Below are 12848 nucleotides of genomic sequence, written 5' to 3'. Positions count from 1 at the left end.
CTTTCACAAAAAATGCACCTTAATGTCATATTTGTTACTTATCGTTCAATTTAATAATTGAATACGTGATAACAAACACATGACTACACCTTTGATTAAAAATAGATTAGCACTAGCAGTGTCTACTGCTTTTTTAATCGCAACACTCAGTGCGTGTGATGGCGATGATGGCAGAACTGGTGATGCCGGTATTGATGGCGTTGACGGCACAAATGGTGAAGATGGCGTTGATGGTGCAAGTGCATTATCTGGACTTTCGACAACATTAGTCGCTCGCACAGTACTGAATGCTGAGTCGCCTGAGGGCGCGGCAGAAATCGTACAATACCAACAAAGTACAGGTTACCTATTTGCGATAAACAGCTCGGGTGACAATGGCACAGTAGAAATCCTTGATTTGTCTTCTGCAGATCCGTCTGCGTTGACGGTGGATGCAGAAGGCGTTGTTAATAATACAAATTTAGACATTCTTAATTCAATTAACCTTTCGGACAATACCAGTGGCGACGCCAACAGTATTGCGATTTCCGATGAACTTGGTTTACTTGCTGTGGCTATGGCGGCGGATGACGTTGCCACTAATGGGCAAATTGCGTTGTACGATATCGCAGGTGCAGCGCCAGTGTTTATTAAAAATATTGAAGTCGGTGTATTACCCGATATGGTCACGTTTTCACCTGACAGCAGCAAAATTATTGTTGCTAACGAAGGTGAGCCTAGCGGTGATTATGCAATTGACCCAGAAGGTACAGTTAGCATTATCAATATTACGGGTAACGAAGTTGCCGATACTGCAATTGCTATTCGCTTTACGCCATACAACGACATGCAAGCTGAGCTAGAAGCTCAAGGAGCTGTGTTTCCTAATCCTAGCGGTAGGACAATTAATGGCGTTGACATTAACATTACCGTGGCGATGGATTTAGAGCCTGAATATGTAGCAGTATCTGCCGACAGCACTACAGCCTACATTAGCATGCAAGAAAATAACGCAATGGCTGTAGTTGATTTAACGACAGATACCTTAGTTGATGTAAGAGGATTAGGATTCAAAGGCTGGAGCCAATATCTCATTGATGCGTCAGACAGAGATGGCGGTATTAATTTGCAGCGTTATGATAATTTGTTCGGCATTTACCAACCGGATACCATTGCGACTATTCGTTGGCAAGGAGCTGATTTTATTGTTACAGCCAATGAAGGTGATGCAAGAGAATACTTTTTTGATGTAGTGGATGAAAATGCCTGTATAGCAGCCAATGGTTTAGATTTTGATGACGATGATGGGTGTTTGTCTTACACCGATGAAATTCGCGCCGAAGATTTAACGCTAGAAGTCGCTGCTTTTGCCAATGTGAACAATGACGATGATGATCTTGGCCGATTGCAAGTCACTACAGAGTTAGGCGATGGAAACGGCGACGACACCTATGAAGAATTATATACCTTTGGTGGACGTTCTTTCTCTATTTTTGATGCCAATGGCACGCTAGTCTTTGATTCTGGCGATGACATTGTGCGTATTACTTCTGCAGTACATGGAGGTGCATTCAATAATGATGAAGACGAAAATGAAGGCGATACTCGTTCTGATGCCAAAGGTGCAGAACCTGAAGCCTTAGCGATAGGTGAAATTGACGGCCGTACTATTGCCTTTATAGGTTTAGAGCGTATGAGCGGTATTTTGGCCTATGATGTGACGAATCCCTTTAACGTCTCTTTCTTGCACTACTTCTATAACCGAGGTTTGGTAGAAGGCGCTGATATAACGGGAGATTTGGGGCCTGAAGGAATGGCTTTTATTCCCGCTACAGATAGCAGTTCAGCTAGGCTTATCGTTGGCAATGAAATTTCTGGTTCTGTGTCAGTGTGGGAAGTTCGCGCGCAATAAGTATTGAGTGACTTCTATTTAAGCAAGATCAATACGATTTAAAGAAGCCATAAATTTTTATGGCTTCTTTTGGTTTACTTCAAAGGGACATAAATATCAGTGAGTAGGTCGCATTCGTCGACGTCATGAATAAAGTTGAGGTAGTGAAAGAAACAAGGAAAATCTCTTAGTTCTTCGTTATTTTCTCCAATCCATTGTTGGTATATATAATAAATACTCTGATCGAGAGTGTCGTGACTGCCTTTATGCTGTAACACTGCACATCGTCCTCCAGGAATGACAGAGTTAACAACACCATAGTTGTTTGAGGGAATTTGCTGGTTAATTGAGCCACAGACATCCCAGCGAAATTCACTTGGCTCTGTGGTTTTAGGGTCGCTATGAGGAATGCCAAAGGTCTTGCTAGTTGCTATGGGGGATAACCCAGTTGTTTTTCGCCAAGCTATGAACTTTGAGGCTGTTTGCATTATCATTTCGGCTGGACCAATATGGCTTAAAAGTGCAACTTGAGTTTCGGGAAAGTTAACGCAGCTGACATTCATGGGTTGCTTCCTATTGAGTTTGTTTGAAAGTTGATACGGCGAATGCCACTGAAGCCATTGTGGATTTTTTCTAAATTCAGATGGCGTTTGTTGAAAATGACGCTTGAATGCACGAGTAAAGGTTTCTGGGTTGTTGATTCTAGCTTCCAAGCCTATGTCGATGATGGTTTTATGCTGTTCAAAGGCAAGCTGAAACGAGGCCCGCTTTAATCGAATAAGTTGAATATAGTTAGCTAGGCTTGTGCCAATATAGGCATGAAACACTCGATGAAAATGAAACTTAGATAAGGAAGCAACCTGACTCAACTCTTCTAAGCATAAATCCTCATCAAGGTTATGGTTAATGAATTCCATAACCCTAGATAGTCGGGTTTCATATTGAGCAAGGTTCTCTTTTTGCGTTCTTTTTTGCATGCTTATCGCGCCATTTCAAACATGGAGCGAGTATAGTCTGCTTAATAGGCGTCGTCTTGACGCTTCTTGCTATTCTTTTATCCGTTTATTTGACTGGTTTTTTCAATCGTCTTTAAGCCGGTTTAAAGCGTACTTAATGAGTACTTGTGTTTGTCCTTGTTCCAGAGCGTGCTGCTCAGACAGTCTTTTGTGTTCTGTGTTAACTCGGCTAGCTCATAGGTCAGAAGCCATGCCGAACTTACCCCGCAAGAGTAGTTCAGTGTGCGGTAAAGCTAGCCGAAATTCATTTTACTTTTTGTCATGCTATCTCATTTTTAATCTTTGATTAAAAAGCACCAGAAGAAAAATTTGTACTATACTTTATGGTTAATCGAAGTAACCTTGATATTAAAGAAAGGCAAGTAAACTTAATGATTTGTCTGTTTTTAAAGGTTTCTAATATTAGTAAATAAACATATTTTAAGGACTCCAAGTTGACATCCAGTATTAAGTCGATGCTAACGTTGACTTCACTACTTTTTTCAATTCTTATTGCTACTTTGCTTATTCTTGTAAGTGTAGTTGAACATGAGAATCAGTATCGGAACTATATAGAAAAATCATTCGTCGCATTATCTCAAAATACAAGTGAAGATTTAGTAAAGGCACTCGCCTCTGAATTTGTTTTGAGCGATGTGACCTCCAATTTATTGAAGCTAGACCTCCATGAATCTGTAGTAGCAGCTTATGTCTATGATAAAGATGAGCAGTTAATTCAAGCCTACACGGGGAAAGCCGGTAGCCCTGAATTAACAGCTAGCGCTACTTTGAAAAATAACTTTGTTGGTTTAACTAATAATACGTTGTTGGGGGACGGCTATTTTTATCTGAAGCAAATTGTAGGGTCGCCAGATTATCAATTAGGAGAGCTGTACTTAGTTGTTGATGTGAATACGCCTATTATAGTTGCTCGCCATAAAATGATGGAAAATGCCATTCCCTTAGGTGTCTTATGCGCGTTAATAGTAGCGTTTACTTTTGCATGGATGTTGCGATTACAATTTTCTACGGTATTTGCGCTAACTGCGTTCACACGAAAAGTCACTAAAACTCGAAATTATAAAGCTCGATTCAATATAAAAGGGCGAAATGAAATTTCAAGCTTAGCGAACAGCATCAATAAGATGATTAACACTATTGAAAATGAGTTAAATGTTAGTCAGAAAAAATCTAATCAATTACAAAATCAACAAGATGCGATGGAGCAACTTGCGAACTTCGATAGCTTAACAGGGTTACCAAATCGACAGTTCATTATGGAGTTTTTAAGAGTGGAGTTGGCGCAAGTAAAAAGGGAAGGAAGTGATTTAAATATTATGTTTTTTGACCTCGATGGTTTTAAGGCTATTAATGACTCCTTGGGCCACGATAGTGGTGACTCAGTGCTAGAGCAAGTAGCGACGCGTTTAAGTAACAACTTGCGCGAAGGCGATAGGTTAGCGAGACTTGGAGGTGATGAGTTTTTGTTAATACCTCATGCGCCAGAGAGTGCGCAGTCGCTAGCCACAATTGCGGAAAAAGTACTTAAATCAATGAAACTACCTTTTGTTGAAAACGGACTGGACTTACATATAGGGGTTAGCATTGGAATTGCATCAGCATCACAAGCCTCGTATCAATTGTCAGAATTGATAAGTTATGCCGATATTGCAATGTACGAATCTAAAAAGTCGGGCAAGAGCTGCTATACACACTTTGATGCAAGTATGGTGAAGGGGCACTTAAGGAAGTTATCAATAGCTAATTCAATCTCATCAGCATTATTAGAAAATCAATTTAGTTTAGTGTACCAACCAAAAATGAACCCGGATGGGAAAATAACTGGATTTGAGGCACTCATTCGTTGGCAAAATCAGGAGTTGGGCTTTGTATCTCCTACTGAGTTTATTCCTATTGCCGAGCAGGGAGGAAAAATCCCTCAAATTACTCGCTGGGTTATCAATGCCGTTTTTTCAGATATGGCTCGATTGGTGAAAAACTTCGGCGACGATATCAAAGTCAGCTTAAATTTATCTGCGATTGATGTTATTCATATGTCTTTAGTTGATTATATTGTTGATAAAAGTAGTGATTATCAAGTAAGGCCAAGCAATATAGAGTTTGAAGTAACGGAATCTGCGTATTTAGAGAGCTTTGAAGAAACACACCGGTTTTTCTCTTCACTAAAAATGCGAGGCTATTCTATTTCGCTAGATGATTTTGGGACTGGCTTTTCTTCACTAGCTTATCTTACTCAAATTCAAGTGGATACGTTGAAAATTGATCGCCAGTTTGTTTGTGGTTTAGAAGATAATTCTCGCAGTGTTTTGGTTACTCAAAGTATTATTGATTTGGCTAAGCGCTTAAATTTATCTATTTGTGCAGAAGGGATAGAGACCAAAAGCCAGTTTCAACGTATGGTTGGAGAAGGCTGTAATACCTTGCAAGGGTATTGGCTGTCTAAGCCTATGCCTATTGATGAACTTTTTAAATTAGATGTGTATAAATTGGCTAGTGAAGTAGCTACCTTTATAGAGCCAGAATTATAATTTGCTGTTAAAAAGCTAAGGATAGTGAAAGACGATTTTTACATTTCTAGTTCCACAACATCAACAAATAGCTTATTTGAACTTAACCATAATTGGATTGGAATAAGCGGCTAAATCATTGTCTTTTACTGTTTCCTTTACAATTCTACTGCGGACGTAACAGGCTTTTTTATTAGAGGATAGCGGAACAAAGACTTGCCGCTTATTTTCACCTGGAGGGAAATAATAACGGGTTTCTTGAGTCTCTTCAGACCCACAGTTCGAAATCACATCAAAGCGTATAAAGTCTTCTTTGTATGCTTTATTGCGTTTAAAGTTTGCGTTAATGGTTAGCAGCAGTTCATCTGTGGGCAGCGTAATAGTTGCGCCAGGTTTGGCAACATCACCGGTATTAGGTAGCTCGATAGAAAAATTGTACGCAGATAAGAGTTTTCCATGATCTGCCCAAAATGTACCTGCGTGTAACCCTGCAAATAAGCCTGCATAGTCTTTTGATGGAACATCAACATGGATGCGAGCAAATTCACAAGGGTAGTAATCTATATTGGCATTGTGAAAATCAGACGATGCAATAGCACCCCACACTTTTATGCCTTCAGCCAGCGCTTTATCCCATGTTCCCCCTACCTCGGATATTGCCGGATCCCACCTGTCTTCAGTTCGGAATAAATCCCTATATGAGCCAATCGGCGTATTTTTTTGGTGGCCTGGAGCCCCAGCATAAGCTTGAATAAATGGCGTGTTTTTGTTCCATTTTTCTAGGTCGTCAAGGTTTTCTTCTTTTCGAATGTCCTTTCTACTCGGGTGGTTATAAATCGTAAAAATCTGTGTTTTGGGTATGTTTAGTTGATTAATTCGTTGAATTAAGAAGTGGTCCTGCTGGTCTTTTTCAATTGATACTGAATCGCTTAACGTTGCGAGTATTTCAGGCAGTAAACGCCGCTCTGTATTCGGGTGAGCAAGAAGGTTTACATGCTCCCGTTGGTCGTAAGACAACATGCCAATTTCTACACCGGCTAAAATCATGAGTCCCGGATAGGCTTTGCGCAAGCTCTCAATAGTATCCAGTTTTTCATGTGTTAGCGATGATAGAGTATTTGTATGATCTGTTATTGCCATTGCATCACAACCGTTGAAATAGGCGTGTTCTACTAGGGTAGACATTGGTAAAGACCCGTCGGAATAGTCGGTATGAGCATGGTGATCAAAAATGACAGAGTAATTGTCGTTCGCCCAGCTAGCTTGCTCAATGGATGAGGCTGGAGATGTGGAGCTATACACAAAATAGGCTAATGCACCGCAACCTGTGATGGCCGTTAGAGTGAGCAGTGGATAGCGGGAACTTTTCTTATTGTTAGGTGATTTTGGTTCAACGTTATTTTCAATAACAATGGTTTGTTGTGAAATAACTGGAGGGTTTCTTCGTTTTAACCAGTTCATCAGTGGTTGTTCAATAATTTTAAAGGATAAATGAGAAACGAATAGGGTTAAAAGCAAAGATATCCCAGCATAAAGCGCAACATTGGAGTCTAAGTCAAGCGAGGCATATTTGAAGCCTTGTAATGTGGCTTTTTGTATCGGGTAGTGAAAAATGTAGATGCCATAGGAAATTGAACCCACCCACACTAAGATAGGTAATTCCAGTAGCTTTTTAGCCAATACAGTAGATGGGGCTGTTAATACTACGAGCCCTAAAAGCAGTGGTACATAGGGGAAATTATAACGACCATATTGTATTTGTAGTGAGGTATCTATGGTTGTCGCTAATATAGCGATCAGCCCTATGCAGCTTAGCCAAAATAGGCTTTCTGCAACGTTGGCAGACTTAATTTTGCTTTTTCCTAAATACAGGCTGGCCGCTAATACACCTATTAAAAAGTGAGGTAGATGGGCCAGAGTCGAGTATTTTAGCGCAGCACTTTTAATACTTGTGAGTTCAATGCCGAAAGGCCAGATCAGAGGCACAGTGATTGGCCACTGAGTATAAGATTCTAACGAACCCATAAGAAGTTGGTAGCTAACTACACTCAGCGCCATGATTATAAGTACAATTAGACGGCTAGAAATTGAGTTTAATTTAGAAATCACAAAAAAGATAAGAGGAAGTAATATGTAAAATTGGACTTCTACTGCCAGAGTCCAAAATGGCGGATTTAAGCTCATTACTTGATAATCTTTTAGGTTATGCAAGAAGAACAAATGAGAGATGATATTGTTGAAATTAACCTCTGCGCCAGAAAAACTTTTTAATGCAATGAGTCCGAAAAAGCATAAATAGTAAATGGGAACAATACGGACAATTCGACTTGCAAAATAACGCTTAATATTAGGCATCTTTGCCGTTTGGTACGATCGCCAAAAGGGAATGGAGAGCAAAAATCCACTAAGTGTGAAAAACAGGGCTACGCCCGTATTACCGTTCACCATCCAGCGCTCAAAATCAAAAGGGCCGACTTGTCCACCAATATGAGTGAATTGCTGGAAGTGGACAATAAACACGGATAAGGCTGCAATTCCTCGTAATCCGTCTAAGCCGGGAATGTAGGAGGATAAAGCTGATGGATAAGGCACTTGTGGGGCTGGATTGTTAAACGATTTATTCTGGCTAATTGAAGACTCATTTTCATTTAAAGAAAGACGAGAAAGAATAAAGCCAATAAATAAAACTAATGCGGCATCGGTAGATTCGGATACAGAATTGGTCATAAATCGCTGTAAATATTCTGACGTGAATATGGCTAAACTGCACAGTATTGTGCTTAATCCTATGCGCTTAGTTTGAAGTGTTAAAAGCCACACTAAACCGGCATACAAAAATAACTTTTTGGTTACTGCGAGAATATTGAGTAATACATTGCCTTTTAGTGAACCGATAAAGGGTAACCAATTAAATGAACCTGCCACTTCGCGAAGTTCAAATGGGTAAAATGCATTCCCCAATACCGATAGTAATAAGGCGGAGAATAGCAATAAGGGACTAATGTAATCACGTAATTTTATCCACAATACGAAAGCTAATACACCGCCTAAAAGTTGAGACAAATTAACTTGGTTAGCAACAATGAAAAACTTAATTGTAAGCACTGCGCTTAGTAGCATGAAGAGTTTGTCGTTTCGCAGCGCAGTTATCTTAGCTTGTGACAATAAATAGAATGCGACTAACCAAGTCACCGTATTTTCAAACAACCAAAAAGCATTGATTTCAGGATGAGCAATGAGATGTTTAATATTGTCTTTTAATACACCCAAATCCAAAGAGGGAGCAAAGGGCGCTAATTTCATGAAAATAAGGCCAAGTCCTATGGCAAAACTGACTTTTTGAATATCTGATACAAGGTTGATTGATGCTGTAAATCGGTTGTTTAAGGCAAGGGCAAAACCATAGCCTAAGCCAAAGCCGATGGTATTAAGAATTGCGTCACCGCCCCACGGCAACCGCGCGGGCATCCACAGCTGCAATACTTGAATGATAAATGCGTAAATAAAGCCGTATAAAACAAATAAACCAATGCGGCTCAGTTTTGTGTTGTGTCTGTGAGTAGATAGGAAAAGAAAACCGAAGGGAACGAAAAGTACAATATTAGCAATGGTATCGCTGAGCGTAGTCCGCGTAATGTTAAAATCAAACAAAGCATTTATTCGGGCTTCGTCAATAACGCTGAGGTCAAAATTAAACGGGTAGAATGAGCCGTACGCGATGAGTATCGCTAATATGTAGAAAACTACCTTCATTTCCCTTCCTAGTATGAAAAAAGCCTGATTTGAAGTATTTAGATTGACTGGGCACGAAGAGAATAAACGACCAGTATCATGTATACAACTAGGGCGTGTTGATCTTTCCTAACAAAAAGGCAGCTAACAACGATAGGGCTAAAATGAAAAAGCCTAAAAGATAGATATCTTCTAGGCTTCAATAAGAAAAGTCAGTTTACTTTTTGCTTACCAATCAACTTCTACTTCTTCAGTTAATACACGAGGCCAAATAGCATCAGCATGTGTGATATAGAAATCTTGATCTTTTATCCATTTCTTCTGAAGGCGGCTACTAAGATTTAGGTAAAGTTTACCGTCGTCAATTTTCCATACTTCAGGGTCGCCTTTAACTAAAGCAGCGTTTTTACCAAGACCATAAGCACAGTGACCACCGTATTGAGGACGGTACATATCTGGGTCTGCTTTAAATTTCGCTAAGTTTTCAGCACTTGAAAAGCGCCATTTAACATCTTTGTACTCGGTTACAAACGCATCATTACCTACAACAGGTTTACCTTCGGTAAAGTAAGCTACAGTGTCATACCCGTCAATTGCATAGTCCCAGCTTTTCTTTAAGAAAATTTCAGGCTCAGCTGCATTGGCAAATGGCATGATTACCATCATAACGATAAACATTAATATATTTTTTTTCATAACAATCTCAATTTAGTTGTACTAACGAAGAAGATAGGGATATCTCGACTTTTATTTCACTAGTGTTATTTTTTTTACAGGAAAAGAGTAGATGTGTTTATCGCAGAATTCAAAAAAGCCTACCCATATTTATTACAAGGTAGGCTTTTAGTTAATAGTATTAAGGTTTAACTTAAGTTTATTTTTTTGTGAACTTTAACGTCATTCGATCACTTTCACCTATGGCTAGCACTTGCTTGCGAAGCTCTGAATCAAACATTGAGCCTCTTAGTGAAGGTGGAAGAGAGTACAAACCTTTGGGGTAATCTTTCGTGTCTTTGGCGTTAGCATTGATTTCGGCAGAATCAACTAATACAAACCCTGCTTTTTCAGCTAATTTAATCACATGACTTTGGTTTACATACCCGTTTTCACCTTTGGGATCTTGCGGAATCGCTTCGTTTCCTCGGTGATCGACTATGCCAAATATGCCGCCAGGCTTAAGCATTTTATACAAAGAATCGAAATACGCTTGTGCTGGGTTGTCGTAAATCATGAATCCGTGAGCCCTAAACACTAGTACTCTGTCAGCCGAATTATCGGCAACTTTATCAATAGGTTCAGGAAAGTCGTCTGAACTGCGCACTGGAACGTAAAGGCCTGTGCCTTCAATATACGGCTCTAAAATTGAACGGTACCAACCACCTTTGCCCCCTGGCCAGATTTCTACAACAGTATGATTTTCTTTAACACCAAAGAAAGTAAGTGTTTCTAATGGGTGACGGTATTTATTTCGTTGTTTTTGTTTATCTGTACGCTTATCACTGTTAATTAGAGTTTTAAGTTCAGAAATTTCTAGTTCAGTTAGGGAATCATTAAGCGTAGTCGCCAATGAGCTAAAAGAACTTACTAATGCTGCTAATACGAGCCCTTGCATTAAACGCATACTATTCTCCGGGTGTTGAATGGGGTTCATTGAATCTTTTTCATGAGGGTTACGCCATATTGAGCAGTTGATATTCATGATAAAAGATACTCAACCTGGCTTTTTATATGATTTCAAACAATATGCCATCTTTTAAAGAAATGCTAAAAAAAACGATAAAGTGGACTATCAATACGGCGATTGTAATTAATTCATTCAATTAAGCCAAAAAAATTGTGATTTTGTATGGCTTAAAATTTTCCAGTTTTAATGGTGGGTTCGAAGCAAACTCTTATTTATTGGTCTAGACTCATATCTGTTACTAGAAATATATGCGATGTAAAACTGATTATTCAATGAATAAAATGGGTTTTTACATTTGCATGAAGCAACTAGATTTCAGTGTTTTTGTGGTCTAGAGAAATAAATAAATTAAAGGTTTGGATATGAATTTTTTAGCAAAAATATCGATAGCCAAGAAGCTGTTTTTTATCCCGATAGTCAGTATTGTTATGTTTATCATTTATTTAACGATAACTAGTACTACGGCTCGTAACAACGTTGAGTTGTTAAATAATGCCAAGGATATTCAGTTTCCTGTCTTGTTAGCGTCAAAAAATGCGCTTAATGATATGGCTGGGGTGCAAAATGCGTTCAGTGGAGCTGTGACTACTGGAGATGAAGATGGACTTGATAAAGCATTAGAATTAGCCGAAAACGTGCGTTTAGAACTTAAGGCTATTAGTCCAATTTCTCAGAAATTAGGTCTTGAAGCAGATAAAATACTTGCTGATTTTGACAATTATTATTCAACCGCATATACCGTGAGCGAATCTATGGTTGCAGGTACCGCTGATTTCTCGAAAATAGGCGAGCAAGCCGCCAAAATGAACCAAGATTTTGAAGTTGCAACAAACAATTTGACTCTTTTTTATGACCAGCGGTTAGCAAATTTCAAAGAGGCGATTCAAGACTCGAATGATGCAGCTGAATCATTAATCGTTAAGGGTTTTGTAGTTGGGGGCGTGACAGCTATTCTGTTATTCGTCGTTGCTGTTCCAATCGTGTCTAATTTGAGAAGTAGTATCGACACCGTTGTTCAGTCACTGAAGAATATTGCTCAAGAAGAAGGGGATTTAACCGTTCGATTAAATATGAGTAATACTGATGAGATTGGTGATTTGGTTCATTGGTTTAATCAATTTATTCAAAAGTTACAATCGGTAGTTAAAGATATAGGTGATTCATCAAACCCTCTGTCAAATTTAGCGGGTAGCTTGAACAACGTATCGACTAACACTCAGCAAACCATTTCAGCTCAGAAAAGTGCTGCGGCATCGGCTAAAAATGCGGTAGAAGATCTAACCCAGAGTGTAAATGATGTATCAAATATTGCTAACGAAGCAGCTGGGGCGGCAGGTGATGCATATACCGCGGCTTCTGATGGGCAAAAAGTAGTTGATACCACAGTGTCGAGTATTCAAACTCTTGCTACTGGCGTAGAAGAGTCAGCGGAAGTTGTGAGAAAACTAGAGCAAGATTCAATTCAAGTTGGTGTTGTACTCGATGTTATTAAAGGTATCGCTGAACAAACAAACTTACTTGCATTAAATGCAGCTATTGAAGCTGCAAGAGCTGGTGAGCAAGGTAGAGGTTTTGCGGTTGTTGCTGATGAAGTAAGAACGCTTGCATCAAGAACACAAAAATCTACCGAAGAAATTCAGCAAACCATCGAACAACTTCAAGATGCGGCACGATCTGCGGTTTCTGCTATGGATAAAGGTTCAGAGCAAGCAACTATGAGTGTTGAAGAAGCGAACAAGGCGGGCGATAGTTTAAAAGTAATTAATGAAACTATTGCTAGGATCACTGATATGAATGACCAAATTGTAAAAGTGACTGGTCAACAACAAACTGTTGCTAGCTCTATTGCGTCCAATGTTGATGATATAAATCATCGTACAGGAGAAACAACTAAGAGTGCAGGGCAGCTTGGTGAAGTAAGTATTTCTCTAGAAAAATTAGCTAAAGACTTTGCTCGTATCATGCAACAGTTTAAATACTAAAAAGCTCATCTAAAAATTTACACAAATACCGATAAATCATTGGTATTTGTGTTTACC

Annotated in this window: 7 protein-coding genes; 3 read left to right on the top strand and 4 right to left on the bottom strand. The window is 39.2% G+C overall.

The window, feature by feature from the left end; translation table 11 throughout:
- The first annotated feature begins 79 nt into the window (after window positions 1–79).
- Entirely contained in the window at window positions 80–1891 is a 1812-nt protein-coding gene (locus J3L16_RS03515; protein ID WP_207611499.1) for a choice-of-anchor I family protein, read from the top strand.
- Between the two features lie 74 nt (window positions 1892–1965).
- Here J3L16_RS03515 and J3L16_RS03510 read toward each other — a convergent pair whose 3' ends face one another.
- On the bottom strand, window positions 1966–2847 hold the full coding sequence (locus J3L16_RS03510) for an AraC family transcriptional regulator (RefSeq protein ID WP_207611498.1): 882 nt from the start codon (window positions 2845–2847) through the stop codon (window positions 1966–1968).
- 473 nt (window positions 2848–3320) lie between these two features.
- Here J3L16_RS03510 and J3L16_RS03505 point away from each other — a divergent pair, with 473 nt between their 5' ends.
- On the top strand, window positions 3321–5414 hold the full coding sequence (locus tag J3L16_RS03505; protein WP_207611497.1) for an EAL domain-containing protein: 2094 nt from the start codon (window positions 3321–3323) through the stop codon (window positions 5412–5414).
- A 72-nt stretch (window positions 5415–5486) separates the two neighbouring features.
- On the opposite strand, the gene J3L16_RS03500 is transcribed toward J3L16_RS03505, so the two are convergent.
- The 3 genes from J3L16_RS03500 to J3L16_RS03490 form a co-directional block, all read right to left on the bottom strand.
- On the bottom strand, window positions 5487–9146 hold the full coding sequence (locus tag J3L16_RS03500) for an acyltransferase family protein (protein WP_207611496.1): 3660 nt from the start codon (window positions 9144–9146) through the stop codon (window positions 5487–5489).
- Between the two features lie 207 nt (window positions 9147–9353).
- Complete coding sequence (locus J3L16_RS03495) at window positions 9354–9821, bottom strand: YHS domain-containing (seleno)protein (protein WP_207611495.1); 468 nt, start codon at window positions 9819–9821, stop codon at window positions 9354–9356.
- Between the two features lie 178 nt (window positions 9822–9999).
- On the bottom strand, window positions 10000–10824 hold the full coding sequence (locus J3L16_RS03490) for a methyltransferase (protein ID WP_242698631.1): 825 nt from the start codon (window positions 10822–10824) through the stop codon (window positions 10000–10002).
- A 347-nt stretch (window positions 10825–11171) separates the two neighbouring features.
- On the opposite strand from J3L16_RS03490, the gene J3L16_RS03485 reads away from it, so the two are divergent.
- Window positions 11172–12791 (top strand): methyl-accepting chemotaxis protein, encoded by a 1620-nt coding sequence (locus J3L16_RS03485; RefSeq protein ID WP_207611494.1) that lies wholly within the window; start codon window positions 11172–11174, stop codon window positions 12789–12791.
- Window positions 12792–12848 lie beyond the last annotated feature (57 nt).

The sequence above is a fragment of the Alteromonas sp. 5E99-2 genome, assembly GCF_017368475.1.
Taxonomy (GTDB): domain Bacteria; phylum Pseudomonadota; class Gammaproteobacteria; order Enterobacterales; family Alteromonadaceae; genus Alteromonas_F.
This window is presented reverse-complemented; position numbering and strand designations above follow the sequence as displayed.

Bases quoted from the DNA above. Each gene is read 5' to 3' on its own strand.
- J3L16_RS03515 (WP_207611499.1), top strand. From the start codon at position 80: ATGACTACACCTTTGATTAAAAATAGATTAGCACTAGCAGTGTCTACT.
- J3L16_RS03510 (WP_207611498.1), bottom strand. From the start codon at position 2,847: ATGCAAAAAAGAACGCAAAAAGAGAACCTTGCTCAATATGAAACCCGA.
- J3L16_RS03500 (WP_207611496.1), bottom strand. From the start codon at position 9,146: ATGAAGGTAGTTTTCTACATATTAGCGATACTCATCGCGTACGGCTCA.
- J3L16_RS03495 (WP_207611495.1), bottom strand. From the start codon at position 9,821: ATGAAAAAAAATATATTAATGTTTATCGTTATGATGGTAATCATGCCA.
- J3L16_RS03490 (WP_242698631.1), bottom strand. From the start codon at position 10,824: ATGAATATCAACTGCTCAATATGGCGTAACCCTCATGAAAAAGATTCA.
- J3L16_RS03485 (WP_207611494.1), top strand. From the start codon at position 11,172: ATGAATTTTTTAGCAAAAATATCGATAGCCAAGAAGCTGTTTTTTATC.